This is a genomic window from Paenibacillus sp. GCM10027626 (assembly GCF_042676285.1).
In the GTDB taxonomy this organism is placed as follows: domain Bacteria; phylum Bacillota; class Bacilli; order Paenibacillales; family Paenibacillaceae; genus Paenibacillus_Z.
Genome location: NZ_JBHTHC010000022.1, coordinates 107,344 through 133,722, shown reverse-complemented (window position 1 = coordinate 133,722; position 26,379 = coordinate 107,344). Strand labels below are relative to the sequence as shown.

Annotated in this window: 23 protein-coding genes; 19 read left to right on the top strand and 4 right to left on the bottom strand. The window is 49.3% G+C overall.

Features of this window, described 5'->3' with window-relative positions:
- The first annotated feature begins 286 nt into the window (after positions 1 to 286).
- The 12 genes from ACFQ0N_RS30680 (at position 287) to ACFQ0N_RS30625 (ending at position 12,662) form a co-directional block, all read left to right on the top strand.
- A complete protein-coding gene (locus ACFQ0N_RS30680) occupies positions 287 to 640 on the top strand; it encodes an ArsR/SmtB family transcription factor (RefSeq protein WP_379333680.1) in 354 nt (117 codons plus the stop codon).
- Entirely contained in the window at positions 637 to 1,143 is a 507-nt protein-coding gene (locus tag ACFQ0N_RS30675; protein WP_379333678.1) for an SRPBCC family protein, read from the top strand. The genes ACFQ0N_RS30680 and ACFQ0N_RS30675 overlap by 4 nt, the downstream gene beginning before the upstream one ends.
- A 59-nt stretch (positions 1,144 to 1,202) precedes the next feature.
- Entirely contained in the window at positions 1,203 to 1,679 is a 477-nt protein-coding gene (locus ACFQ0N_RS30670) for a VOC family protein (RefSeq protein ID WP_379333676.1), read from the top strand.
- A gap of 132 nt (positions 1,680 to 1,811) precedes the next feature.
- Complete coding sequence (locus tag ACFQ0N_RS30665; protein WP_379333674.1) at positions 1,812 to 2,201, top strand: immunity protein Imm33 domain-containing protein; 390 nt, start codon at positions 1,812 to 1,814, stop codon at positions 2,199 to 2,201.
- Positions 2,202 to 2,520: 319 nt separating this feature from the next.
- The gene (locus tag ACFQ0N_RS30660; protein WP_379333672.1) at positions 2,521 to 3,090 is read left to right on the top strand and encodes a hypothetical protein; all 570 of its coding nucleotides are present in this window, start codon (positions 2,521 to 2,523) and stop codon (positions 3,088 to 3,090) included.
- Between the two features lie 396 nt (positions 3,091 to 3,486).
- The gene (locus ACFQ0N_RS30655; protein WP_379324364.1) at positions 3,487 to 3,690 is read left to right on the top strand and encodes a helix-turn-helix transcriptional regulator; all 204 of its coding nucleotides are present in this window, start codon (positions 3,487 to 3,489) and stop codon (positions 3,688 to 3,690) included.
- A 2-nt stretch (positions 3,691 to 3,692) separates the two neighbouring features.
- Complete coding sequence (locus ACFQ0N_RS30650; RefSeq protein ID WP_379333670.1) at positions 3,693 to 3,995, top strand: hypothetical protein; 303 nt, start codon at positions 3,693 to 3,695, stop codon at positions 3,993 to 3,995.
- An 836-nt stretch (positions 3,996 to 4,831) separates the two neighbouring features.
- Entirely contained in the window at positions 4,832 to 6,229 is a 1,398-nt protein-coding gene (locus ACFQ0N_RS30645; protein ID WP_379333668.1) for an extracellular solute-binding protein, read from the top strand.
- A 78-nt stretch (positions 6,230 to 6,307) separates the two neighbouring features.
- Positions 6,308 to 7,198, top strand: a complete 891-nt coding sequence (locus tag ACFQ0N_RS30640; RefSeq protein ID WP_379333666.1) for a carbohydrate ABC transporter permease — start codon at positions 6,308 to 6,310, stop codon at positions 7,196 to 7,198.
- 17 nt (positions 7,199 to 7,215) lie between these two features.
- Positions 7,216 to 8,052, top strand: a complete 837-nt coding sequence (locus ACFQ0N_RS30635) for a carbohydrate ABC transporter permease (RefSeq protein ID WP_379333664.1) — start codon at positions 7,216 to 7,218, stop codon at positions 8,050 to 8,052.
- A gap of 47 nt (positions 8,053 to 8,099) precedes the next feature.
- Positions 8,100 to 10,277 carry a beta-galactosidase gene (locus ACFQ0N_RS30630; protein ID WP_379333662.1) on the top strand — a complete coding sequence of 726 codons (2,178 nt, stop codon included), beginning with the start codon at positions 8,100 to 8,102 and terminating at the stop codon, positions 10,275 to 10,277.
- A 15-nt stretch (positions 10,278 to 10,292) separates the two neighbouring features.
- Complete coding sequence (locus ACFQ0N_RS30625) at positions 10,293 to 12,662, top strand: alpha-L-rhamnosidase-related protein (RefSeq protein ID WP_379333660.1); 2,370 nt, start codon at positions 10,293 to 10,295, stop codon at positions 12,660 to 12,662.
- Between the two features lie 40 nt (positions 12,663 to 12,702).
- Here ACFQ0N_RS30625 and ACFQ0N_RS30620 read toward each other — a convergent pair whose 3' ends face one another.
- The gene (locus ACFQ0N_RS30620) at positions 12,703 to 13,599 is read right to left on the bottom strand and encodes a helix-turn-helix transcriptional regulator (RefSeq protein WP_379333658.1); all 897 of its coding nucleotides are present in this window, start codon (positions 13,597 to 13,599) and stop codon (positions 12,703 to 12,705) included.
- Positions 13,600 to 14,106: 507 nt separating this feature from the next.
- On the opposite strand from ACFQ0N_RS30620, the gene ACFQ0N_RS30615 reads away from it, so the two are divergent.
- The 5 genes from ACFQ0N_RS30615 (at position 14,107) to ACFQ0N_RS30595 (ending at position 18,589) form a co-directional block, all read left to right on the top strand.
- Positions 14,107 to 14,241, top strand: a complete 135-nt coding sequence (locus ACFQ0N_RS30615) for a hypothetical protein (protein ID WP_379333656.1) — start codon at positions 14,107 to 14,109, stop codon at positions 14,239 to 14,241.
- Entirely contained in the window at positions 14,222 to 16,483 is a 2,262-nt protein-coding gene (locus tag ACFQ0N_RS30610) for a glycoside hydrolase family 36 protein (protein ID WP_379333654.1), read from the top strand. The genes ACFQ0N_RS30615 and ACFQ0N_RS30610 overlap by 20 nt, the downstream gene beginning before the upstream one ends.
- A 253-nt stretch (positions 16,484 to 16,736) precedes the next feature.
- A complete protein-coding gene (locus tag ACFQ0N_RS30605) occupies positions 16,737 to 16,997 on the top strand; it encodes a hypothetical protein (protein WP_379333652.1) in 261 nt (86 codons plus the stop codon).
- A gap of 53 nt (positions 16,998 to 17,050) precedes the next feature.
- Positions 17,051 to 17,233, top strand: a complete 183-nt coding sequence (locus ACFQ0N_RS30600; protein ID WP_379333650.1) for a hypothetical protein — start codon at positions 17,051 to 17,053, stop codon at positions 17,231 to 17,233.
- Positions 17,234 to 17,707: 474 nt separating this feature from the next.
- A complete protein-coding gene (locus tag ACFQ0N_RS30595) occupies positions 17,708 to 18,589 on the top strand; it encodes an aminoglycoside 6-adenylyltransferase (protein ID WP_379333648.1) in 882 nt (293 codons plus the stop codon).
- 221 nt (positions 18,590 to 18,810) lie between these two features.
- On the opposite strand, the gene ACFQ0N_RS30590 is transcribed toward ACFQ0N_RS30595, so the two are convergent.
- Positions 18,811 to 20,808, bottom strand: coding sequence for a glycoside hydrolase family 127 protein (locus ACFQ0N_RS30590; RefSeq protein WP_379333646.1), 1,998 nt, complete (start codon positions 20,806 to 20,808; stop codon positions 18,811 to 18,813).
- Positions 20,809 to 20,957: 149 nt separating this feature from the next.
- Here ACFQ0N_RS30590 and ACFQ0N_RS30585 point away from each other — a divergent pair, with 149 nt between their 5' ends.
- Entirely contained in the window at positions 20,958 to 21,824 is an 867-nt protein-coding gene (locus ACFQ0N_RS30585; protein WP_379333644.1) for a helix-turn-helix transcriptional regulator, read from the top strand.
- A 25-nt stretch (positions 21,825 to 21,849) separates the two neighbouring features.
- Here ACFQ0N_RS30585 and ACFQ0N_RS30580 read toward each other — a convergent pair whose 3' ends face one another.
- Positions 21,850 to 23,433, bottom strand: coding sequence for a response regulator (locus ACFQ0N_RS30580; RefSeq protein WP_379333642.1), 1,584 nt, complete (start codon positions 23,431 to 23,433; stop codon positions 21,850 to 21,852).
- Complete coding sequence (locus ACFQ0N_RS30575; RefSeq protein ID WP_379333640.1) at positions 23,408 to 25,267, bottom strand: sensor histidine kinase; 1,860 nt, start codon at positions 25,265 to 25,267, stop codon at positions 23,408 to 23,410. Before ACFQ0N_RS30575 ends, ACFQ0N_RS30580 begins: the two co-directional genes overlap by 26 nt.
- A 144-nt stretch (positions 25,268 to 25,411) precedes the next feature.
- On the opposite strand from ACFQ0N_RS30575, the gene ACFQ0N_RS30570 reads away from it, so the two are divergent.
- Positions 25,412 to 26,365, top strand: a complete 954-nt coding sequence (locus ACFQ0N_RS30570; protein ID WP_379333637.1) for an ABC transporter permease — start codon at positions 25,412 to 25,414, stop codon at positions 26,363 to 26,365.
- Positions 26,366 to 26,379 lie beyond the last annotated feature (14 nt).

Genomic DNA, 26,379 nt, shown 5'->3' with positions numbered 1-26,379 from the left:
GCCTTCTTCCTTACTCCTCAACTAGCCCCGCCTCACGGAACTCTTTTAGGTAGTCGCAGAGCCATTCCTCGCCGAAGTCGAGTACCCCGAATTGGGTCTTATCAGTGTGGAACGTTCAAGGAAAGAGGTGTAAAACGTAACTAAGAAATAAGTATTAAACCATTTACTTTATAAAGAAAATGATGTAATATTGGGTCAACAAATAAACTTAAGTCACACCACGAAATCAAAACGAAGCTCACAAGCAAGACCGGTAATCAGGAAGGAGGGGAATGGAACAAGCTGTATGCCTAACGATATTTTTTCCGCATTGGCAGATCCAACGCGCCGCCGCATTCTGGAGATGCTTGCCGACAATGAAGAGTTCTCCGCATCTCAGATCCACAATCAATTCGAAGTCAGCCCGCAAGCGATCTCCCAGCATTTGAAGATTTTACTTGAGGCGAAATTGATCCTTGTGGAAAAAAGGGCGCAGCAACGCATTTATCGGATCAACACGGTTACAATGGTCGAATTCGAGGATTGGTCCAGGAACATGAGACGTCGATGGAGCCAACGCTTGGATACATTCGAGGCCGTAATGAAATCAGAAATTGCGAACGCTGCCAAAACCCCAAACGATTCGGAGGAATCCCGATGAACCAAAAATCGAACACGCAAGAACTCGTGATCATTCGAATATTAGACATCCCTATCGCGTGGGTCTGGAAAGGATGGACGGATCCTAAGCTGGTAGCACTCTGGTGGGGTCCTGCTCACTACACCTCACCGCGATGCGAAATTGATCTTCGTGTTGGCGGCAAGTATTTATTCTGCATGCAGGCGCCGTTAGATCAAGGAGGCCAAGTTTACTACAACACTGGCATTTATACGAAAATTGTGCCCGAGGAACGTCTTGATTTTACGCAGAGCCTGTCCGACGAGGATGGTAACCCGATCGACCCGGCAGACGTGGGTATGCCATCTGATTTTCCGAAAGAGGTTAAATTCATCATGGAATTTAAAGCCCTAAGCGACACCAAGACGGAACTGACGATCACCGAATACAACTGGACGATGGGCCAAATGTCCAAATACGCCGTCATGGGCATGAACCAGTCGCTCGACAAGTTCGCCTCAGTCATCGGGCCGCTTCAGCGTTAAAAAACGAAAGAAATTAAAAAGTCTAACTAACGTTAGATAATTGAGGAGAGGAAATGTTCATGCAAAACAAAATTACTCCCTTCTTGTGGTTCAATGATAACGCGGAGGAAGCCATCAATTTCTATAGCTCGGTGTTCAAAAATGGAAGAACGTTGAATGTCACCCGTTATGGAGATGGAGCGCCGTTTCCAAAAGGGACGTTGATGTCGGCAACTTTCGAGCTGGAGGGACAACGGTTCATGGCGTTAAACGCCGGTCCACACTTCAAATTCAACGAGGCTGTTTCGTTCTTCGTGAACTGCACGACTCAGGAGGAAGTCGATGAGCTGTGGGATAAGCTCACCGTTGATGGAGGAGAACCCGGCCGGTGCGGATGGCTGAAGGACAAATTTGGCTTATCGTGGCAGATCGTTCCCACGATCCTCAGCGAGTTGCTGGCAGACAAGGATGCCCGAAAAGCAAAAAACGTCACGGAAGCCATGATGCAAATGGATAAAATCGATATCCGGGCATTGAAGCAAGCTTACGAGAAATAAGCGGGCGGCTCGACCGTTGGGCGAATCGCAGCAAGCTACAGAGTAAAATCATCTATCTATTCACATTGAGAAGGTCGTCCAGCCCAAGTCAATTTTGCCCCCACAGACCGCAATTTGGAACGGAGGAAAGTTATGCTTTGGAATTTTTGGAACGCTTGGAAAATAAGGAAAGGCATCAAAAAGCCAATTATTTTCATCGAGAATGCTGGTGGATGCATATGCACAAAAAGCATTTTCAATGGAAAAACTCCAATTAAATGGTGTTTTAGAGTGGAATCTGTAGCCCCTGAGGATAATGGTTGGCGCTTCATCGGTAAATCTGATAGCGAATCATATATAAATATAGCCGAGAATAATGTTTTTTTAGATTTCAATACGCTTGCTAACATCGATCCCTCTATTCTTATGTTATATAATATGCCAGTTGGAACGGATTTATATGTTGTAAAGGATAAAGGAAAGATACGTTTTTTCAAAACGGGAACAAAAGAGGAGATAGAAATTGATTACAGTAGTTTGTAAACATGGTTTCTACAAGTAGGGGGCGAACAGTTTTATTTACGGGATACGTTCTCACGGATACAATCGTTCAACCCCGGCTACCGATACATACACCACTAAAAGAAAAGTGGTCAGCCAGTAAAAATGGCTGACCTCATAATACGACGGGTACAATAGCTCAATAAATACATGACGGCAGCCGGCCAGACTGATCCGCTGCTGTTTCTCAACCGAGGGACGGGCAGGATAGTTCGAATCAATTCGCAAATACTTTGGATATGAGATATTTGCGAATTTCGCAAATAAGAAGTTATACGCAATTCTCGAAAGGCGGAAAGATATGAAGAAAGATGAAATAACCTTAAAGTCGATAGTCCATCAAACATTTGTTGGGGAATTCTATCCTTACAATGTTGAACAGAAAAATGATGAAGAGATCGACTCATATATCAATAATATAGTAGGTAGTTTAAGTTCAATAAACAATTTGGAAGTCGAAGCAGACTTTAATCACTATGGAAGTGGTTATGCGTCATATGTACCTATCTTCTGCTACAAAAAAGATGGTTCAACAACAGAAATTGTTAAAGGGAACAAGACAATCAATGGTATTTTGCTGTATGTGTGTAGACACGCACCTGTCGCTGCATATGGAAGAAGTCAAGTTACACGAGATTCACATGGAGGAAGTCGTGAGTTTTTAACATCCAAGTTAATAGGAACAGTACCTTCTGGAGATTGGATGGAAATAGAGAACAGGATAAAGGAATATTTGAATAATTATCATTTTGAGATTCTAAGTAAAGATTTTCTTGAAGAACCTCTCGATTTTAATATTTTAATTCCTACAAATTTTAATGAAAACGAAAGTTATACGATATTTGATTGTTTCTTTTTCTGGGAGGATTAATCAATTGAATGCTAAACAAGAAGTCGAGAACTGCGTATAATTCACGCATGGGGAAATATCAGTAAAGTTTGTGCCAGTGGACTTACGCTAACGGGACACGATAGTTGAATTACTGACAATCAGGCTGCCGATTACTTCGGTGGCCTTCTGTGCATGTTATGAAGGCTTGGTCATAGCCTTGAATCGGGTAAAAGGTTGGCTGTTATGCCCCGCGGCGGCCTGTTACGCTAACGGGCAGTTTATCGCAACATTTCAAGGGATTTCACAGAGGCTAGTGAAAGGAGCTTGCCTCTTTATCTATATTGGAGTATTTGCGTGATGTAAAGTATGCTTGACATCAAATGAAAAGTAAAGTATCCTTTACGTAAAGTTAGTTTTACATAGAGGTGGGGTTGGATGGAACATCGCATTAAAGATTTAAGAGCAGCTTTAGGGCTAACACAGGAACAGTTGTCCGAACGAGTTGGTGTTTCGAGACAGACGATCATATCCATTGAGAATGGTCGATATAATCCATCCTTAGAATTGGCATATAAAATTGCGAAAGTGTTTGATCGTTACATTGAAGATGTATTTATTTTTGACAAGGGGAGTGAATAATCATGAGTTTGGATCAGGTTGGAGTCTTACTGATAATACTGCTCTGCGTTTTTGGGGGATTGCTCGGGTTATGGTGGGGTCGTAAGCAAGCAGCGCGTCAGAGGGGACTTGATGAAAGATTTCATATCATTTCAAGTAAATCTCAAGCAGCTGCATGGAAAATTACGCTGGTAGCAATCTATATCCTATTCATCATGATGGTACGCGGTGTGAAATTGTCTGCAGCTCCTGTCCTGGGGATTGTATTGCTCGTTCATATGGCAGGATGGGCGTTCTCGAGCGTGTATTACAATATTAAGCTATAGGGAACATTGGCATGTTAGATTGACAATCGCTAAAATATAGGTGGTTTTGTCTTAAAATCGAAGAGGTTATGAAAGGCAGGGGTATGGTGTAGATTTTACAGGTAAAGTGATCGTTGTAACGGGTGCAGCAAAGGGAATTGGAGAAGTAGCCGCGGCTGCATATGCGACAAGGGGAGTGAGGGTGACTGAGATGATAAGCTATTGCAAGGAGAAAGGACTACAAACATATGTAATGGATTCCTACATTTAGACTTTGCAGACAATACCTCTGATGCTGTATATCTGGGAAGAAACGAGACAGTTCAGCAGCATGCCTAGGTGATTTAGAGATGGTGTAGGCAATTAAACAATGAGCTATGTATAACAAGTCGTTGAAAGCAACGATTCCGAGGATGGCCGTAAAACTTGCAATTTGATTACATGATAGGAAAATATCAAGCAGTTCCAGCGATTTCGGATCAGATTCATCATCAGGGCTACGAATATTACTTAATTCATCACGATGGCTCATCCGCATGAGGAATGCGCGGCAATCGGTAAGCCTCCCAGTAACGGGGGGCTTTTTTTTTCGAGAAATGTTAGTTAGCCCACTGAAAAATGAGTGCTTATTTACATGAAGATGATGTGAACTGAAGTTTAAAATATGCAAAAATTAGGTTGATTACCCGCATTTTTTTTCTTCATGTTATACCCTATAATGAGTGACAGATGGAATGGGATATTGCAAATTTCATCTAGCATTTGAACTTTATTTATTGCACAAGGGGGAGAACAGAGAAGAATGACGGTTATCAATGTAAACGCTTCAAGAATAAACAACGAGGAGCAAACAAAAGATGAACTCAAAAAACAAAAAGCTTAATGCCTTTCGATTCCTTATTGCGGTCATGCTTATATCATTGCTAGCCGGATGCGGCGGAGGGAATGCGGAGGAGGCCGGCGGAACCGTTCCGAATAGCGAGTCGGAAAAACCGCAGCAATCGTCGGGTTCCGCTCCTAGGACGCTGAAAGTGGCTTATTTCATAGGCGGGTACGGGGACGCCTGGTTCCTGGAATTAAAGAAAGAATTCGAGAAGGCGCATAAAGACGTAACCGTTGAACTGGAAGGTGATTCGGGCATCATGGACAAGTTGGACCCGCGCTTCGAATCGGGCAGTAATTTACCAGACGTGGCCTTCCTCATTCACTCGGACAAATGGCAGATTTGGGCGGGCAAAGGTTTGTTGGCCGATTTGTCCGACATCTACAACGGGGACAGTCTTGACGGGGGCAAGTTTAAGGATACGATGAACGAAGAAGCTCGAAAATTCGCGGCGGGCAAAGATAAAATATACGGGCTTCCTTGGTCGGACGGCCTTCTTGGCATGGTGTACAACGCGGGAATGTTCGAGGAGAACGGCTGGGAGGTACCGAAGACGTGGATGGATTTCGCCCAACTTGCGGACAAAATGAAGGCAAAAGGCATCGCGCCGATCGTTTATCCTGGTAAAATTCCCGGAGGGTATATGGACTTCTTGGTGAAGCCGATGATTGTGCAGGCTGGGGGCTTTGATTACTTGAACGAGCTTCTGAAGATGGAGTCGCCTGAGCCACTTAACAATCCGGCGAAGAAGCAGGCGCTAGAGCAATACGAAGCATTGTTCAAAAACGGTTGGGTGCTGAAAGGCTCCGAGGCGGTCAATCATACGGAAGCACAAATGCTGTTCCTGTCCGGCAAGGCAGCCATGATTCCGAATGGCCATTGGCTGGAGAACGAAATGAAATCGTCGATTCCAAGCGGCTTCCGAATGAAAATGATGCCTGTTCCGCTTGTCGACAACGCCAAAGAAACGAATATTGCTTTCAGTATGGTAGGCGGCGATATTACGGTCATTCCGACTAAAGCGAAGGAAATGGAACTCGCTAAAGAATTTATCCGGTTTGCCGCGACGAAGCAAATGAACAAGAAATTTACAGAGTCTACCGGTGCCCTTCGTCCGTTCAAGTACGACATGGACGGAGTGAAGGTAAGCGAGTTCACCCAAAGTGTCGTGGACATCATGCAAAGCTCGACGCCGTTTACGTTCAACTCCGATAGCCCGATGTACATGAAATTTGGGGGGATTTACCCTTCAGGCGAATTCAACGGAAACATTTCGACCGGAACAAAAACCGCGGAACAGCAGTTCAATGATGATTATGCATTCGCCAAAGAAAAGTGGAACGAATACACCGAAGAGTTGGGATTGAAATGAGCATAAACGGGCATAGCAAACGCTGCCTCCAGTTCCGAAGCAGGAACTGGATGTAGCCTTATTTGGAGGATCGATTGCATGAAGCGGAAACAGAAGCTGTTCATCTTTACGATGCTGGCCTATCCGGTATTGCACTTCCTTGTCTTTACCGTGTACGTCAATTATCAAACGATCGTATATTCCTTCCAACGCTGGAACGTCTATACAGGGAAAATCGACTGGGTAAATTACGCCAATTACGAAAAAATATTCAACCTGATCGGTGAGGATCCGGTTTACCGATACGCGGTGCAAAATACACTGCTGTGGATTCCGCTGAACGTCCTAGTCCTGTTGCCGCTTTCCGTCGCGGTCGGTTACGTATTGTCGCAAAAAATACGATTCCATTCGTTTTACCGCGCCGTGTTCTTCTTGCCAACGATTATCTCGATCGTCATCATGACCATGGTGTTTTCGTTCGCGACGAGTCCCTTCATCGGAATCGTCAATCCGCTGCTCGGATGGATTGGATTGGAGGACTGGCAGCGCTCCTGGTTAGGGGAGCCGGGGACGGCGCTTCCGACCGTATTTTTCTTCTGCGTATGGGCAGGAATCGGGTTTTACGCCACGATGATCATGGGAGCGATTGCGCGGATTCCGCAAGATATTTTCGAGGTGGGAAAACTGGAGGGGCTCTCGAAGAAAAAGGAGCTCGTTCAAGTGATCGTTCCGATGATATGGCCGAACATATCAGCGCTTATCTTGATCGGCACAAGCTCGGCTTTTACGATCTTCCTGCAATCGAAGCTGTTGACCGGCGGGGGACCGAATTCGACGACCAATACGGTAGCGCTGCAAATTACGGTATTGATTCAGAAGGGCGATTACGGGCTTGCCTCAGCCCTTGGCATCATGTTAATCCTCGTCGGCTTCGGGATTACCTATGCAGTCAAATATGCGCTTGATCGCAAAACAGTCGTCGAATATTGACACAGGAGGTGATCATCATGAAAACGTTCCCGCAAAAAGGCAGCGCTCTGCTGCTTCAAATTGGACTTTTCGCCTACGCCGCGACCATTCTGTATCCGTTTTTGTGGATGGCGATCAACGCCTTCAAATCTAACCCGGAGTTTTACGCGAATGTATGGTCCTGGCCGGAAAAGCTGCTCTGGTCCAATTACGCCAAGGCGTGGCAGGAAAGCGGTCTCGGCACCTATTTTTTCAACAGTTTGTACATTACGGCCGGCGGCACGTTTTTGGCCGTCTTGTTCTCGGCGATGTCCTCCTACACGGTGGCCAAATACAAGTTTGCCGGAAAAGGAGTCATTTTCTTCTTCGCCGTCAGCTCGTTTCTCATCCCGCAGGTCGGATCGCTCGCCGCGCTTTATAAGCTGATGATCGACCTGCATCTGTTCAACAGCCATATTGGGCTGCTGATCTTGTATTCGGGCGGCCTGAGCATGAACTTCATTATTTTATACGGTTTTTATAGAGGTATTTCTTGGGAATACGCGGAAGCGGCGTTCATCGACGGAGCGAGCCATTGGCAAATTTTCTTTCGCATCATGCTGCCGCTTAGCGGGCCCAGCATTGCCGCCGTCAGCCTGGTGACGATGGTTTCCATCTGGAACGATTATTTTCTTCCGTTCATGTTCTTGCAAGACGATAAGCTGTATACGATTTCCGTCGGCTTGTACGACATGATGCTGAAGCAGCAGTATGCGGCGGATTGGACAACGCTGTTCGCGGCACTGACGCTTTCCGTCATCCCTATTCTGCTCGTTTTCGTTTTATTTCAAAATAAGCTCGTTTCCGGCTTTACGACCGGCGGCTTGAAAGGATAAAGCTGCAACGGTAGATGAGCGCACATACGAAAAAGGAGATGATTCCTTTGAAAAAGTTCAAGATTGCTGCAATGTCGATTGGCTGTACGCTAGCCCTAATAACCTTCTCGCTTGGTTTCAGTATGAAAACAACTTCGGCTGGTACCACAACGGTCTCGCCGTTTCCGATCGGCATCTTTTACCCTCCGGAACCGGCAGAAACTAGCGATGCCGCTTACGCTGACATCGCAAACATGAACGCGACATTCGTCGTCGGCACCAACAACGTCGTTTCGCATGCCTCGAACGAGCGGGCGTTACAGTATGCTGCGGCCCACGGGCTGAAGCTTCTCGTTCACGACTTTGGCTTGGAGTTGAAGAGCGAGCTAGCGGTGCAAACTACCGTCGGTGACGGGTGGAAGGCACGATCGGATCGCAGCATCGGGCAGACGTTCGCGTCGCCCGCGTCGGGAACAGGGTGGTATATCGACCACGTCGCGCTCAAGGTGGATAAATCGACGTTGTCGAGCAACGTTAAACTGAAGCTTTGCGTATACGATAGTCCGAGCAAAGTGAATACGGTCGGCTGCGACGCGGTAACGGGACCGGTCGACAACGACCTCGTGGAATTCCAGATCGCGCCGAACTTGAATCCGACTTATGCGTCGTATACCAATATTGACGCGAATAAAACGTATTATATGGAGCTGCAAACGAACAGTTCAAAAGAAGGCGCTTTCATTTCCGTCAGTCCGAACGATTCGTATCCGGGCGGTCAGGCTTATTTGAACGGAGTACCGCAGGCTAAAGACCTTTATTTCGAAATTCGTTTTTCCCAATTGGCCTCTGCATACGTCCAGGGGGGCAGAACGTCCGACGCTTACCTTGATACGCTTGTCGGTTTTTATAAATCTCACCCCGCGTTGCTCGGCTACAACCTGAAGGACGAACCGACGGTCGATATGATGGTGCGCTTGCAGGAGGCCCAGGAACGGTTTAAAGCGAACGATCCCACGCATATGGTTTTTGCGAACTTGTTACCGAGCTCCGCAGAAGGCCTTTTCGGTTTTCGACCGATGTCCGGCGAATATGTCACGCCTCTAAAGCCGCTCGGTCAAACTTTCCGTACCGGACCGAATATGTCTTCCATTAACACGATTCAAATGTATTTTGACAGATCTCAAATGACAAACGGCGAAGCGCTTACGTTGACCTTATGGGATTCTCCGGCCAAAACGGCCAAGATCGCCGAATCCACGATTTCTTCAGCCTCGACAAGTTGGCCGCAGTTTTCATTGAGCGCAGCGGTTAACCCGAATACATCTTATTATATGGAGTTGACGCATAACGGTGGAGGCGATCAATCCGTAGGATGGGTCGTTCGCACCAATACAGGAGAGAAGTGGGAGAAGGACGGGACCGCTTATGTCGGGGGCACGTCGATCGATGCGGACTTCTGGTTCACGATTAACCAGAATATTATACCGCAATCTTACGAGGATTACGTATACAGATGGGTAAGCAAGCATCCGGATGTGCTCGTGTACGATCATTATCCATTTCTTGAATCAGGGGCGACCCGGAACGACTATTATGAAAATCTTGAAATCATCCGTCGGCAATCGTTGCTTGGCAAGATCGACTTCTGGTCGTATATTCAATCGGTCGGCATTACAGGCACATATCGTGTACCAAGCAAGGAAGAAATGCGCTATCAGATTTATACCAACCTTGCCTATGGCGCCAAAGGTTATATTTATTTTACGTATTGGACGCCGCAGAACGCCGTATGGAACGAACCCTTCCACGATGGTATCATTCTGCCGGACGGCACGAAGAACATCTCATACACATGGGCTCGGGAAATCAATGGCGAGGTACTGAAGCTAGGACCTGCATTAACTTCGTTGACTTCGCAGGCGGTTTACCATACGGGGACGATTCCGAATGGATCTACAGCGCTTCCTGCGAGCTTTTTCTGGCAACCGATGGACAATACGCAGCCGGCTGTAATCGGTTATTTTGTGAGCGGAAGCGGGCGCAAGTACGTCATGGTCGTGAACAGGGACACGGTGAATTCGCGTACATTGACGTTCGCCTTGACGCCAAAGCCATTAGCCGTAACCGAAATATCCAAGACAACGGGGGGAGAAGACGCAACCGACTACGACAGCGCGACCGGGCAGTTGTCCGCCTCCTTTGCGCCCGGGGAAGGAAAGCTGTTCACTCTGCCCGAAGGGTATTGACGGCGATATAAGACGATGAAGATCAGGGAAGAGGATAAAACATGGTCTGCCCAATGGATATGGGCGCAGAAGAAAGAAGTAAGCGATTCGACTGCGAGCCGTATCGTATATTTCCGGCGTGAGTTCCATCTCCCGCCTACCCGAACGTGCCGATTGGTTGTCAATGTTTCCGCGAACAGCCGTTATCGTCTTTACATCAATGGGGAATCGGTTGCCTTCGGTCCTTGCCGGGGAGACCGGTGGACACAATATTACGAGACGGTTGACCTCTCGTCCAAGTTGAAGGAGGGCCGGAACGTACTGGCGGCCAAAGTGCTTCATTACGGGGAAGACGACACGAAGCCGTTCGCTGTTATCAGCGCTCCGGCGGGGGCGTTCCTGCTTCAAGGGAACCTTTACGTGGAAGATAATTTGCTGGAGGAGCTATCGACGGACGTCTCATGGCGATGCCTGCGGGATGAGTCTGTTGTATTACAGCCGCAAACGCTCACGGTTACGGGAGGATTGGAGCGGGTGGACGGCGGACTTCTTCCGCATGGGTGGGAACGAGCCGACTATGACGATACGCGCTGGTCTCCGGCGGAGGCGATCGGGGAATCACCTAATCCGGGTGCATACGGCATCGTCGGCGCCTGGCCCCTCACTCCGCGGCCGATTCCGCTCATGTTCGAGCGTTCTCGAAGCTTTACTCGTATGGTACGCAGTGAGGGAATACAGGAGGACCGGCATTTGCGGGATTTCGCAAGCAGCGGAGCCCGGCTTGTGTTGCCCGCCCGAAGTAAAGTTTCGCTCGAGTTGGATGCGGGAGAGTTGATTAACGGCTTTTTGAGAATAGCAACGGAAGGAGGAAGGGGAAGCGAGATTCGCTTTCTCTGCTCGGAAAGCTATGTAGACAGTGAAGGCCGGAAAGGCAACCGTGACGATCATGTAGGGAAAATGCTGCGCGGGGGAACCGAATCGTACCGAGTTGGCGGAGCGGATACGTTCGGGAGCGAGGAATACGAGACATTCCAGTTCCGTACGTTCCGGTTCGTACGTCTGGACATAGAGGTCGCGGAGGTGCCTTTGACGCTGCGCAGTTTCGATTACCGCGAAACCGGATACCCGCTGGAAACTAAGGCTTCCTTTACCTGTTCCGACGAGACGTTCGATCACATGTGGGATATCAGCATTCGAACGCTTCAGCGGTGCATGTACGAAACTTATATCGACTGCCCGTATTACGAGCAGCTTCAATATATTATGGATACACGATTGCAGGCATTGTTCACCTATTGTGTCGGCGGGGACGATCGTTTAGCGCGCAAAGCGATTGACGATTTCCACAAGTCTATGCTGCCGAACGGCATACTGCAAAGTCGCTTTCCTTCGAACGAGACACAGATCATCCCGGGGTTCGCGCTGCACTGGGTCATGATGGTTCACGATCATTACGCTTTCTGGGGCGACACTTTGCTTGTACGGCAATACCGCCCGACCATCGACGCGGTACTGGATTGGTTCGAACGCTTGGTGACGGACGACGGGCTCGTAGGTCCTGCCCCGAATCGCTACTGGTCTTACGTCGATTGGGTCCACGAATGGGAAGGTTCGCACGGCGTTCCTGCACCGGGCAAGCCATTGCCGCTGACCGTATATAATTTCATGTATGCAGATGCGCTGCATCAAGCTGCCATTCTGAACGAAAAAACCGGACGAATTGATACGGGCACGGAATACCGGAAGCGGGCGAGTCGTACGATCGATGCGGTCAAACGCCATAGTTGGTCGGAGGAGAGAGCACTGTTTCAAGACGCGCCTGCGTTGGAGCAATACAGCCAGCATGCCCAGCTATGGGCGATACTCGCAAATGCCGTCGAAGGCGAGGAGGCTATAAGTTTAGCGGAGAGTATGCTGGCGGACGATTCGTTAGCGAAAGTGTCCTATGCCATGGCCTTTTTCCTATTTAGGGCGGTGTCCGCCGCAGGGATATACGACCGTACTTTCGGCGTGTGGGAATTATGGCGTGAGCAGATCAGACTTGGTCTAACAACTTGGTTGGAGGACCCGGTTATGCAGCGTAGCGATTGCCATGGTTGGGGGGCAGCGCCCTTATACGAATGCACCAGCGAATGGCTTGGCGTGAAGCCGGGAGCGCCCGGCTATGCCCGAATCGTGATCCAACCGCGAATCGGACCTTTAACTTGGGCGAAGGGAGGTGCTTCGACTCCCCATGGAGTCGTGAACGTAGCGTGGGATCTCGACGCGCGAACCGGAAAATTCCGGTTGCTTGCGAGCGGACTGCGCGGAATTCCGACGGAACTCAGGTTGCCTGACGGGACAACGCGACTGTTCGAGGGGACGGAAGAAATTAATGTCGTCGTGGAGCTTAAAGGGAGAGGATAGAGGGTAAGGCTGAAAAAAACTCCCATGAGGTCCGGTTTTTTCAGCCCTTCTTCTTAAACTTTTTACGGAATTGCAAGGGCGAAATCCCTTCTTTGTTTGAGAAACAACGGGAAAAATAGGCGGTTTGCTGAAAACCGACTTCTTCGGCGATCTGCATGATGGATAGCTCCGTCTTCATCAACAGTAGCTTCGCCTGTTCCAAGCGATATTGCATCAAATATTCGACCGGGGTGAAGCCGAGCACTTTCCGCATGCTGCGCGCAATGTAATTGGGGTGAAAGTTCAGTGCCTCTCCAAGCATGGCATTCGTTATCGGATGTTTATAGTTCTGCTTCAGAAACGCTTCCGCTTGTTCTGCCAGACGGACGGCCTGAGTATCGTTCACGGACTTCTGATCGCGGTGCAAATCCCTGATTAACTCGTCTAAAATGGATTGATGCTTCCACAATACCAGGGATGGGGGCTCCAGTTCCGATTGAATAAGGTGCTTGAGAGCATCGAACGTTTTTCCCGGAGAAGGGATCATGCCATATTTAGGCACCGCGATGCTATACACTCGATGAAGGGGAAACTTCGTTCGAGCCGATTGTAGTTGGACGAGCATATCTTTATCGGGCGGCCGCTGATCGTCCGGAATTTCCCACCATTCGCCGGCAGGCATGAAGTGCAGCCAATAGTGGTGGGTTTCCTCTCCGCAAGGTCCAGCGGAGTAATGGTGCAGATCCGGGCGAAGGATAAGCATTTGTCCGGGACCAACCCGCCAGCTTCGTCGCTCTTCCGCGATCCGGAGTTCGCCTTTCATCACGAGCAGCATATCGAAAACGCCGATTGCATAGCGATCGGGGTGCTCGTCTCCCGGATAATACTTATTTACTCCGCCTATCACGTAAAATGGCATAGGAGGAGCAATCATGTACAGCATCGACCCACGCTCCATAAATACTCTCCTTATAGAGGGTTGAATAATACAAAAATATGGATAATATTTAACTATGTTTTATGCAATTTTAGCAGATATGATAAGAGATTGGTAGGGTGAAATATTACAAATACCCAATCATCCAAGTCGCGGCAGGTACGATGTAGGACGCCAAATCCTGACTTCCTGATCAAGCGCGACGCACAGCTCGAACGTTGCTTCCAGTGCGACCGTAAGCTCGGCAGGAGTCGTCAAAGCGGTGGGTGAGTGTCACTGTAACTGCGATGACTACACCACTGAATCATAGGACGATGCTGGTAGACGCCACTTCCGAGCATGTGGATGTAGCGTATCCGACCGATCTAAATTGGTGGCTAAATAAAGCGCGAGGGCTCGCCTATCAGATGGAATGGGTGGGAGTGGGAGATTACGGAGCAGTGGGGCAAAGGGACAAAGTTTGCTTTAGTCGTTACTTCCGCGCTGCGCAATTTGATCGGGCCGCATCATTTGGAGGACGACGAATCGGTGCATTTTTTGACGCCAAGCCACTTTTTCGACCATTCGCGCTGGACCGACCGCTATGTGCTGAAGCCGCTGGCGATCGGCCAGCCGGAGCTGGTTTACAGGAGAGAGAGAACGAATGATGAAGGATCACACTAACAGGATGACGATTGAGCATGAAGGCATGCATATAGGCTTTGCGCATACGGAAAAAGGATGGATGCAGGTAACCTTAAACTCTTCCAAGGAGCTGCGGGAGCGGGTTCCCGGTATTCCTTTTCCGAATTTCGAGTTGGCCGTCGCAGGCCGTCCGTACGGTAACAATCCGGCGCTGATCAGCGGACTGACCGCCCTGCCTTCGGAGATGAGACTGGTGTCCCATTCCGCCGATGCCGAAGGGCTGCAGCTTCTGTACCGGCACGAACAGCTGCGGCTGAAGGTGCAGGTCAATATGCGGTTCATTCCGGGGGCGGCCGCGATCGGCCAGACAACGGTCGTCACCAATGAAGGGGATTCGCCGGTCGTGCTGACCCATCTATCCTCGATGTGCATGCAAGGCGTCGCCACGGACGGGCTTTTGCCCTGGTATGACAAACGCAAAATCCGCGTTCATTACTGCCGTCAGACTTGGAATGGGGAGGGCCAATGGCGCTCCGGAGATCTGGAGGAGCTGGGCTTGTACCCGACATCGGTCCACCCGAGCACGTCGGCTGTCCACTTCTCTTCCGTCGGCAGTTGGAGCACGGGCAAGCTGCTGCCGTTGATCGTACTGGAAGACTTTGAGACGGGCAAAGTATGGTATTGTCAGCTGGACACGTCCGCAAACTGGCATCTCGAGATCGGCTACCGCGGCTCTTGGAGCGACGACAGCGGCGGCTTGTTCATTCATGCGGATGGAGCCGACGAGCGGTTCGGCAGTTGGAGCAAGCAACTGCTGCCAGGCGAAAGCTACGAATCGATTCCGGCGGCTTTCGGCTGCTGCGACGGTGACTTCGCCGACGCGGTTAGGGAGCTGACGGCGTACCGCCGTTACTTGACGAAGGGACTGTACGGGGACTTGCCTGCCACGTCCGTCATCTACAACGATTATATGAACACGTTGTGGGGTGATCCGTCGAAAGAGAAGCTGATGCCGCTTGTCGATGCGGCCGCGGCTGCGGGCTGCGAATATTTCTGCATCGACGCCGGGTGGTTCGGCGAGATCGACTCGTCATGGGGCAGCGGTCTCGGCGATTGGCAGCCGAGCCGCAACCGGTTCGGTGAGGAAGGACTGGAGTCTTTCCTCGCATATATCGCGGACAAAGGCATGAAGCCCGGCCTGTGGCTGGAGATGGAAGTGTGCGGAGACGACGCGGCTCTAGCCGCGAAGCCGGACGACTGGTTCATCCGCCGTTACGGCATCCGCGTAGGCGGGGGGCTTCGATCTTTTCTCCATTTCGGCCATCCGGACGTGCGATCTTACATGCATGGCGTGATCGACCGCCTCGTGGGAATGGGCGTCCGTTACTTCAAGAACGATTACAATCTGTGCATCGGGCCGGGCGACGACACCGGAGGCAAAGCGGCCGCGGAGGGCCTGCGACAGGCGCTGTCGGATTTCTACCGATTTATCGACGAGGTGAGGGCGCACCACCCGCAGGTGATGCTGGAAAATTGCGGCTCCGGCGGCATGAGGGCGGACTACGAGGCGTTGGCTCATTTTCATCTGCAAAGCTCCAGCGACCAGGAGGATTACCGCAAATATCCGTCTATCATTGGAGGCAGTCTGGCGGCGGTTCTGCCGGAGCAGCTCGGCATTTGGGCTTATCCGTATCCGCTGCTCTTTACGGACCTGCCGAATCCGGAGGGCATCAAGGAAACGGTCCGACTGACGGCGATGGCCGATGGGGAGCAGACGATCTTTAATATGGTGAACGGCATGTGCGGCAATCTGTATCTGTCCGGCCACCTCCATCTTGCCGATGAGACGAACCGCGTGCTGATCGCGGAGGCAGTCGAACTGTACAAGCGGGAGCGCTCGTTCATCTCGCAAGCCTATCCCTTCTGGCCGCTCGGCTTTACGAGGATCAAAGACGTGCTGAATTGGGCTGCCGTCGGGCTGGCGTCACGCGACCATTCGCGGCTGCTGCTGTCCGTCTGGAGACTCGGGGACGGCGACGAATATCGGACGATTCCGCTGGCAGGCTCGAGCGGCCGGGGCGGAATAGGCGTACTTCAGGCGGAGATCGTGCAGCTGTATCCTCGCGAAGGTTATTCGGTCGATTACCATTACAGCCCGAACACGGGACAGCTGACCATTCGAATGCCCAAGGCTTATCAGGCGCGTCTTTTCGAGATTCGCTTCGCAGCGAATACCACGGATGCCGATACGGACCGACTGCAGCGGGGGAACACGGAATGAACGGTCCATATGAATGATCATTTATAGGACTCCTAATAGGCAGTTATCGGCAACATGCAACAAGTCAATACAAAATAGAGAGAGATCTGTTGCAAAAAACTTAATAAGTTGAACGAAACAAGGAGTAGTTCGCCGCGGCGGCTGGTCCTTATTTTGTTATTAAGCTAACGGGCAGTTTTTCTTCAACACTTCATGCTAAGATATGGATTAAAGGATGATAGTTGTACAAACCATGTGGATGAGGTGATTCGATTTGAAAATTGCAGATGCGATGAATACTTATAATCTCGCATTAAAAATAATATTAGACGCAGGATTCTCTATTAAAATCAATGATAATGATGACGATTCGTTTGACTGGGAAGCAATAAGAGGGAATGATACTTTTATCGCCTCGGATCCATTAAGGTTATTGGGATTAATTTTTATCGGGAAAGAATACGGTGAAAAATGGAATGAACAGACAACACCTAATCATTATGATTTGATTTTGGATTATCATTACAAAGATTGATCGGTTTGCGGACGGCACCTCGGTCTAATACTATTCCGGTGGTATACCAAAATATGGTACAACGTAATGGGACTATATTTGAAGGTCGTGAGTTTAGAATGATAGATTTTCTAAAGAAAAAGGGAATAGAGGCATTTCAAGAAATATTGGAGATAGCGGAACATCCAAATTTAGTATTCTCTAACGATAAGGAACAATACTATGCTGAGGCTCGTTATAACCTTTACACCATCTAAAAGCTGAACAAACTGATTAAAAAGAACAGTATCTCGTTGAACGAATTACAGCAAGTTTTTGGCTTTATTAAAACCTCTTGGTCTAGATATTTGTGCAAGCATTATCAAGGGAAGTCGTTTGTCTTTTATTTTTGGGGTGATTATCAAATTCCTGCAATCAGAGTTTCCATAGTGTCTCATTACGAGGGGATAGAACTACCTTTCGGATGTGTATTGAACAAGGTTAATGACATGAGCGAGGTTCTTTCTCTATATTTACCTAAAGCCGAGTTTGACGAATAACAATCATTAAGTCAGATGGAGCAGATGTAGTCAGTAATTCAGAGTCAGACAACGTTTTTACGCTTACAGTTTACTCCAAGAAGGTATTCTGTTGAAATGGAAGGTTTAGGGAAACTGATACATGAAGGATAAAGACAAGTGAAAAATATCCCATTTGTACTATGCTGTATTAAGATTTGGAGGGGGACGTACATGAGAACTGAAAAAGAAATGTTTGAATTAATACTAGGGGTTGCTCAAAAGGATGAACGAATCCGAGCGGTTTATATGAACGGCTCGCGTACCAACCCCAATGCTCCCAAGGATATTTTTCAGGATTATGATATTGTTTACGTAGTTACCGAAACTTCTTCTTTTATAAAAGATGAGACATGGATCAATGTATTTGGTGATTTGCTTATGATGCAAGAGCCTGATAAAAACAACCAATCCATGGGTATAGATATGGATTTTACTCGGTCTTACGGATATTTAATGTTATTTACAGATGGAAATCGGATAGACCTTCACATCGAAACTAAAGAATCTATGCTTGAAGGATATGTTAGCGATAAGTTGACAGTTTCTCTATTAGATAAGGATAACTGCCTGCCAATCATTCCTGCTCCCACAGATATCGACTATCATGTTAAACAGCCTACAGAGCAATCATATTTAGGTTGTTGCAATAATTTTTGGTGGTGCCTGCAAAATGTTGCTAAAGGGATTTGGCGTGATGAATTACCGTATGCGAAACAAATGTTTGAACACGTCATCAGACCTCAATTGGATGAGATGATTTCATGGTGGGTGGGCACCAAAAATGATTTTCAAGTTTCTACAGGGAAAATGGGGAAGTATATGAAGAAGTATCTTCCCGAATCCTTTTGGGAAATGTATAAGGAAACTTATGCGGATAGCGACTATGATAACATGTGGAACTCCATATTCGCAGCTTGCGAAATGTTTAGGGTTCTTGCCAAGGATGTCGCCGAGTATTTTAAGTATAATTACAATGCCAAAGATGATGCCAATATGACTGAGTATCTGAAGCATGTTAGGGAATTGCCTGCAAATGCAGAAGGGATTTATTGAATGTTATTGAGCAAATGGTATTCCTTCAAAGGCCTGGTTATTTTATGAGGTGTTGACTATTATGCTCTACAGGGCTAGACAGGCTTCTAATTAGCCCACCCTATCCAGTGTCGAATGAATCACTTTTTGTTGCCGCGGCGAAGTTTACTAATCTTTGGCCAGGCTTGCGAGGGCCCTCCACTGGCCGAAAGGAAGATGGAGGGCAATTGTTTGGAGGGAGGTTATTTAGACATCTCGCGCAGCCAGACGAGCATCTCACCGCCTTCGCGGTTGTCCCAATAGGCATAAGGTATGGCGCGGACCAGCGCAGGCTCGGCTGCCGGACGGGAATCGCCGGAGCCGTACAAGCGGCCGTCCCAGCCATCCTCGGCAAGCCGCATTGCTGTACCGTCGAGGACGACGATGCCGCCGAGCAGTTCGGGCTCGAAACGGGCCTCGAGCACGGCGTCTGCGGGCAGGGCGAGCTGCTGCAGCCGGGGGCCGTTGTCCGCGTGCTCGAGGCAGTACACGAGCGGTCCACGCTGCAGCGCCACACGGCCGATATTGGCCGTGACGCGTGGGTGGCTATATATGCGCTCGACCGGCATCGACAGGGCGAGCTCCACCACGTCGCCCGGATGCCATACGCGATCGATTGCGAGATAGCCGCGGTGAATCGATAATCCGGGCGGTATCGAGTCGGTATCGCCACCAACACCATCGCCGCCGATTGCCCTGATCCGGTCCTCCCGGCCGTCCGCGCCTGTCACTTGGGCGGTCGCTGCGCCGTTGATGCTGAGCGACGCCATCTTGCACCATTCGGGAATGCGCAGCTTAAGGGCGAAAGCGGCGGGCTGGTCCGGACGAATCGTGAGGGCAATCCGTCCGGACCATGGATATTCGTGCTCTTGCTCGATTGTTACCTTGCGCTCAGCCAGCCGAATGTCGGCATGTCCTTGTGCATACAGATGTACAGCGATCCCTTCATCGCCGGAGGAGTACACATAAGTGCCGAACGAGGCGAGCAGACGAGCGATATTCGGGGGACAGCAGGCACAGCCGAACCACGGTTTGCGGTGATGGGCGCCGGTGCTGGCCAGCGGGTTCTCATAGAAGAAGCGCTCGCCATCGAGCGATACTCCGCTTATGACGCCGTTGTAGAGCGCGCGCTCCATCATGTCGGCGTATTTACCGTCGCAATTCAACTGCAGCATACGGTGGTTCCACATGACGAAGCCGATCGCCGCGCACGTTTCCGCGTAAGCGGTCTCGTTCGGCAAATCGTAGTCGGTCGTGAAGCCTTCGTTATGCCGCGAAGAGCCTATCCCGCCGGTCAAATACAGTTGCTTCGCGCACAAATTGTTCCATATCGCGTCACATGCGCGGAGCAGCGATTCGTCCCCGATCTCGCCGGCCAAATCGGTCATAGCGCAGTATAAATACATCGCCCGCACGGCGTGGCCGACGACTTCCGATTGTTCCCGTACAGGGATGTGGGCCTGGGCATAAGCGTAACTGTCGGCGAATAACGGATGAGGCGCTTCGCCCCTTGCCAGACGCTCCTCCTCGAAGTAGTTCGGCTCCTGTCCCCGCTCGTCGACAAAATATTGCGCAAGTCTCAAGTACCGCTCCTCATTCGTCGCTCGATACAGCTTCACGAGCGCTAACTCGATCTCCTCGTGCCCGCAGTACCCGCGCCGCTGCCCAACGCCTCGTCCGAACACTTCGCCGATATAATCGGCGTACCGGCACATCGCGTCGAGCAGCTTGCGCTTGCCGGTCGATTCATAATGGGCGACCGCCGCCTCGAACAGATGTCCCGCGCTGTACAACTCGTGGTTCATGCCAAGATTGCGCCATCTGTTCTGCGGTTCCACGACCGTGAAATAAGTATTCAAGTAGCCGTCCGGCTGCTGCGCGGAAACGATCAGATCGATCACGGTTTCAAGCAGGTTCTCCAGCTCCTGATCAGGATGTTGAGACAAGCTGTAGCTTGCTGCTTCCACCCACTTGGCTACGTCGGAATCCCAAAACTCATGCGGTCTCGGTTCTTTGCCGGGCGTCCAGTCCAGCCGAAAGGCATCGATGCGTCCCGTATCTTTGCATTGCTCGTACTCGAATGGCAGTGTGCGTTCCCGGTTTGTACGGATGCGAGGCAACCAGAACACGTCTTCGATCACCACGTCCGTTAAAGGGACGGGACACCATTTTCGCTTAACCGTTTCAGCCATTTTGTCCATTGAACACACTCCTTGGTTGATCTAAAATAAATGCAACAATATAAACTGAGACCGATCTTCTCATTATTACTATACTTTTGTTTTCAAAGAGAAAAAATATGGCATATCAACTTGATATACCACATTTTAAACCTTTAGGAGGGTTTTAAATGACGGTTTTTCAGATGAGCGCGCCCCCACTTCCGTATTTTCTTGCCTGCGGGGAGGCTGTGTATGAAATAGGCGGGATGCATCCGGCGCGCCGCGCCATTGGCGTGTTTGATTTGCTGCTTGTGACTGAAGGTTGTCTTTTTATGGGGGAAGAAGGGACGACTTGGGAAGTTGGGTCAGGGCAAGCGCTGCTGCTTCGTCCGGACGCCTATCATTATTCTGCGGCAGGCTGTTCGACGCGCACACATTTTTATTGGCTGCATTTCGTCGCGGACGGGCCATGGGGCGAGTGGGAGAACGAGCAAACCGGGATGAACGTGGCAGGCCGATGCGGCCCGACTGCATACGATCCGTTCGCGATTGTTATTCCGCGTCACGCGCAGCTGTATCGGCCGGCGAAGACATATGAAGAGATGCGAAAGCTGCTGGCGCTGAACCATCAGTCCGGATCGCGGGCGCGGTGGCGGCAGCAGACGATTGTGCAGGACGTCATGCAGTCGCTTGAGCCGATACAAGCATCGGAGAAAGGCAGGCACGTTTCACTTGTTGCGGACAAGGCGGCGACCTTCCTGCGAAAGCACTATAAGGAAAATATAGACAGTAAACGGTTGGCTGAAGTTTTGAACTATCATTACGTCTACATCTCGAGATGTATGAAACAAAAGTATGGAGGTCCCCCTCTCGACTATTTGACCCGGTACCGCGTTGAACAGGCTAAATTGCTGCTCGTCAATTCGGACCTGTCCATCGCAAGAGTGGCGGAGGAAGTCGGTTTCCAGAACGTATCGTACTTCTGCAAACGGTTCATGGAAACCGAAGGCGTGACGCCCCGTGTTTACCGCCAGAGGTTTCATGTGTTGGAGTGACGGAGCGGAGGGACTATCCCCTTTTTTATAAGACCTCCTTACTTTCCAAGCGATACCGTGTCGGGTAAGCTCCAGTTATCTTCTTGAACAGTGCATTGAAATAGCTTTGGTTAACGTAGCCGACTTGCGTGGCAATTTCATTCAAGCCGAGAGAAGTATGGCGTAATAACTCCTTGGCAGCTTCAATCCGCTTCATATTGAGCAAATTAGAGAAGGTTTCGTTTTTTTCCTTGATGATCAGTTGCCCAAGGTACGCGGCATTGACATGGAAGGAAGCTGCAATCGTTTTGAGCGATATATTATCCGAATAGTTCGATTCCAAATAATCGAGCACTCGTTTGACCAACGGGTTCATACTGTCCTCTTCCGAACAGATTTTTTCAATCGCTTTCAGGGCGATCGATTTGAGCCAATCGCGCATTTCGTCGAGATGTTTGACTTTGAGCAGATGGATGAACATATTATCCTGACCGTCCAGAAGCGTGGCTGTCTCGATTCTCAATTGGTTCAGGGCGCTCAATATCCGGTACAGCATCTCGATGGACAGATTTTGAACGTACAGAGGAGGAATCCCTTTCATTTGGCCGACCATACGGAACGTGTCGTCAATAAAAGCGGCAGCCTGCTCTTTATCTTTCAAGGATAGGCTCGTTTGAAACGCATCAAATTCGATTTTAGTCTTTTCGTTTTTCACATTCGGCTCCCCAGTAATCTGATCGTAGCAAACGATCGAATTCGGAGGGATGATCAAACTGTATTCCATCAATTGTCTGGCATTGGAATAGCTTTGGTGTACGTGTTCGCTGTCAGATTCATGGCTGCCGACGGTTACGAACACATCGCGTTTCAGAAACTTGCCCGCTGCTGAAATGCACTCCTGCAGCATGTCATGTACGGATTGATCGGTGCAGCACGCGTCGTCCCCATAAAATATAACAACGATCAGGCCGTTCGGATCATTCAACGTAATGACGTTGGTGCGGGCGGTTAGTAGTTCGTTGCAAATATTTTCACAAGCAAAATTCATTAAATTTTTATATACCGGTTCATGATCTTCCTCGAATATCAACTTGATCAAGCCAACGACATAGTGTTGGCTGTTCAAGTCGATTTGTAGCAGATCGGCCCGCTCCTTCAGTTGGACATGACTGATATTGCCCATCAGCCACCGGTATAAAATGTTATTTTTTAGAATGAGAGACGCGTTTCTGAGATGGATTTGCTGATTCGTCTCATGTTCAATTTTTTCAATAATGTTGAGTAAGGTAGACGATAATTCATCCCTGACGATGGGCTTGAGCAAGTAGTTTTCAATTCCAAGCAAGGCCGCTTCCTTGACGTAGGTAAAATCGCTATAACCGCTTAAAATGATCGTTCTGACCGAAAGTCCTCTCCGTTTGAGTTGCCGGATCAATTCCAGCCCGTCCATTTCCGGCATATGAATATCGGTAATCAATATCGATATTCTGGAGCCTTCGATCATACGAAGCGCTTCGGCCCCATTGCCGGCTTGACCGGCAATTTCAATACCGTAATCCTCCCACTGGATGATGTTGTGCAACCCTTTTAATATCCTCGGTTCATCATCGACGATGAGTGCTTTGTACATATTCGGCCATTTCCCCTTTCGACCTGGCGGGCAATCGGATCACGATCCTGGTTCCCTCGTTCTCGCTGCTGACAATATCGATGCCATACGGCAGGCCGAAAGCGAGCCGTATGCGTTGATGTACATTGGCAATGCCGATACTGCGGTGATTGCTGTTGAATTGCAAAACATTGAGCTCGTTTTTGATTTTCTCCAACTCGATCGGATTCATCCCGTTTCCGTTGTCGATGACCTCGATGAAAATATCGTCCGCATGATGGATCCCGGTTTTTGATAGGTACCCGTGCAGCATGATTCGGTTGTCTTCCCCGTTGTGACGAAATCCGTGGATGACGCAGTTCTCCACGATCGGTTGCAGAAGATACTTTGGAATACCGAATTCGTATATGTCCGGATCGATCCGGAACCCGATCGTCAAGTTGTCCTCATACCGGATGTTGTACAGGTCCAAATACAAGCTGCAATAGTGAAGCTCTTCCCGAATCGTAATGAACATCCCCTCTTTAATGCTGCTGCGGAACAACTGCGCCAAAATTTCGATCATCTGGCTGACCTGTTCATTGCCGGCTGCGAGCGCTTCCATATGAATCGCTTCAAGGGTGTTGTACAGGAAATGCGGATCAATTTGCGATTGCAGGGCGTATAATTCGGCCTCCTTCTGCTTCAGCTCAGAAATGTACACTTTATTGATGTAATCGACAATCTGATTGCACATCTCATTGAAGTTGACAGCAATCATACCGATTTCGTCATTCGTCCTGCCGACCGAAACGCGCGAGGTGAAATCGCCCGTCTGCACGTTCTGGATCGCTTTGTTGATGAGGCGGATTCTGGACGAGAAGAACCGGATGCTGACAAAACCGAGAACGATCGCAACAAGTGCGCTGCCGGCCGCGAGCGCGATGACCGTATTTTTGGTCGACCGGGTTTTCGAGGAAATATCGGAATGGGGCAATATGCCAACCACATAAAAGCCGAGGCTGTCGCTGGCGGAAGTCGTCACCATGCTGCTGCGGTCCAAATTCGCTTTCTGGTTCGTGGCCTTGACCTGGTCGAAGAATGGATAGGGCTTGCCGTAATACATGTTCCGCGTGTCGCATATCACTTGCCCGTCCCGGGTCAGCACCAGGATATCGATGTTATAGTTGCGGTCGATCTGATCCTGGAATAGTCTTATCATTCGGTCGGTGTTGAAATTGACGGATAGAACGGCAATGCTTTTGTCGAAAATATTGTTTTTCATATCGCCTCTCAAATTAGCGGCTATGGTGAAAATGGCCTTCCGGTTGTTCGTGTTGTAGGTTTGGGAATACGCGGCAGTCAAGGCAAGGCCGTGGAACTGATCATCCATGGCGTTAAATAATCCGATGTTCGTATTCAAATATTCGTCGTTGTTCAAAGTGAAGTCGCTGGATCGGACGTACAGGCTGCCGTTTACTTTTTTGTAAATCACAGCGTCCATAATGTCTCTGTCCTGGTAGACGGCTGCACTCAAGTAATATTTGATCATATCCGCTTTAGACAAATCGTCGCTGTTGTAGGAAACGGTGTCCTGCGACAAAAACTCCATCATGTCGCGACTTTGGTACGGGTTCAGATACAGTTGCTGGACAAGCAGCTTCACCGTATTTTCTTTCTGGTCGAAGTAGCTGCGAATTCGTTGCACCGCCTGATTGGCGCTGTCGACCGCATCCCGCTCGGCGGAACGGTCTACGCTGCGGATAATGGTTGAACTTAGAAAGCCGATTGTCACCAGAAGTATGAGCGTATAGGAGAGTAGAAGACGGTTGAAAAATTTTTGCTTCAAGAACCGGTTGTACAAGACCGATAACATGACATTCTCCTCACTTCAGCATCGGAAAACTATAATAATTATAAAAATCTAAAGTTTTGAGAATCGATTTGAGAACGCTGTCATTATAATATTGATTCAGTAAGGGTCGTAAGGTACCCCAATCATAAACTGGAGGAGTTTAAATTGTCAAACTTGGGAATGTGGCTCGCCGCCAACCGAACCGCTGCCTATCCTGCAAAGCGGCGCCTGTCTTCCGGGCAAAAAACGTTGATCGCAATGGCGGTTCCCTGCGTGATCGCTCTTGTCTTGTTTTCCTACTTGCCGCTGCTTGGCTGGTCGATTGCCTTCTTCCATTACAAGCCCGGATTGCGATTGTTCGAGACTGGATTTGCAGGCTTCAAATACTTCAGAATGGCTTTCAACGATCCCGAAATATTGCCAGTACTGCGAAATACGCTGATGATGAGCTTTATGGGGTTGCTCGTTTCGCCTTTGGCGGTCATATTCGCGATATTCCTGCAGGAATTGAGAAGCAAGAAGCTGCAGAAATTCATCCAAACGACGACGACATTGCCCAATTTTATCAGTTGGGTGCTTGTCTACGCGATCTGTTATTTCATGCTTTCGTCCGGTGACGGGTTGGTCAATAAGCTCCTTCTCCAGCTGCATATCATCGAAAGACCTTTGAACCCGCTCGCTAACCCGGATATCGTATGGATCTTTCAAACGGCAATTTCGGTTTGGAAAGGCCTCGGTTTTGCAGCGATTGTATATATTGCCGCGATCGTCGGAATCGATCAGGATCAATATGATGCGGCGGCTGTGGACGGTGCGGGACGGTTCGGGAAAATTCGGCACATTACGGTGCCGGGGTTAATACCAACATTTATTACGCTCCTGCTGCTCAATATCGGTTCGCTACTGAATAACGGGTTTGAACAGTACTACTTGTTCAACAACGGACTTGTGCAAAGCAATATCCAAGTGCTCGATCTGTACGTATACCGCATCGGCATTACGCAGAACAATTTCCCGATGTCGACGGCGATCGGCATGACCAAAACGCTGGTAAGCATCGCACTGCTGATGACAGCGAACACGTTGTCCAGAAAATTGCGCGACCAGTCGATTTTCTAACATAGGAGACCTCG

Coding starts and splice junctions, on each gene's coding strand:
- ACFQ0N_RS30595 (WP_379333648.1), top strand. CDS start 17,708: ATGAGAACTGAAAAAGAAATGTTTGAATTAATACTAGGGGTTGCTCAA.
- ACFQ0N_RS30580 (WP_379333642.1), bottom strand. CDS start 23,433: ATGTACAAAGCACTCATCGTCGATGATGAACCGAGGATATTAAAAGGG.
- ACFQ0N_RS30610 (WP_379333654.1), top strand. CDS start 14,222: ATGATGAAGGATCACACTAACAGGATGACGATTGAGCATGAAGGCATG.
- ACFQ0N_RS30650 (WP_379333670.1), top strand. CDS start 3,693: ATGAGTTTGGATCAGGTTGGAGTCTTACTGATAATACTGCTCTGCGTT.
- ACFQ0N_RS30625 (WP_379333660.1), top strand. CDS start 10,293: ATGAAGATCAGGGAAGAGGATAAAACATGGTCTGCCCAATGGATATGG.
- ACFQ0N_RS30675 (WP_379333678.1), top strand. CDS start 637: ATGAACCAAAAATCGAACACGCAAGAACTCGTGATCATTCGAATATTA.
- ACFQ0N_RS30635 (WP_379333664.1), top strand. CDS start 7,216: ATGAAAACGTTCCCGCAAAAAGGCAGCGCTCTGCTGCTTCAAATTGGA.
- ACFQ0N_RS30585 (WP_379333644.1), top strand. CDS start 20,958: ATGACGGTTTTTCAGATGAGCGCGCCCCCACTTCCGTATTTTCTTGCC.
- ACFQ0N_RS30655 (WP_379324364.1), top strand. CDS start 3,487: ATGGAACATCGCATTAAAGATTTAAGAGCAGCTTTAGGGCTAACACAG.
- ACFQ0N_RS30645 (WP_379333668.1), top strand. CDS start 4,832: ATGAACTCAAAAAACAAAAAGCTTAATGCCTTTCGATTCCTTATTGCG.
- ACFQ0N_RS30680 (WP_379333680.1), top strand. CDS start 287: ATGCCTAACGATATTTTTTCCGCATTGGCAGATCCAACGCGCCGCCGC.
- ACFQ0N_RS30575 (WP_379333640.1), bottom strand. CDS start 25,267: ATGTTATCGGTCTTGTACAACCGGTTCTTGAAGCAAAAATTTTTCAAC.
- ACFQ0N_RS30640 (WP_379333666.1), top strand. CDS start 6,308: ATGAAGCGGAAACAGAAGCTGTTCATCTTTACGATGCTGGCCTATCCG.
- ACFQ0N_RS30665 (WP_379333674.1), top strand. CDS start 1,812: ATGCTTTGGAATTTTTGGAACGCTTGGAAAATAAGGAAAGGCATCAAA.
- ACFQ0N_RS30670 (WP_379333676.1), top strand. CDS start 1,203: ATGCAAAACAAAATTACTCCCTTCTTGTGGTTCAATGATAACGCGGAG.
- ACFQ0N_RS30590 (WP_379333646.1), bottom strand. CDS start 20,808: ATGGACAAAATGGCTGAAACGGTTAAGCGAAAATGGTGTCCCGTCCCT.
- ACFQ0N_RS30620 (WP_379333658.1), bottom strand. CDS start 13,599: ATGGAGCGTGGGTCGATGCTGTACATGATTGCTCCTCCTATGCCATTT.
- ACFQ0N_RS30660 (WP_379333672.1), top strand. CDS start 2,521: ATGAAGAAAGATGAAATAACCTTAAAGTCGATAGTCCATCAAACATTT.
- ACFQ0N_RS30600 (WP_379333650.1), top strand. CDS start 17,051: ATGGTACAACGTAATGGGACTATATTTGAAGGTCGTGAGTTTAGAATG.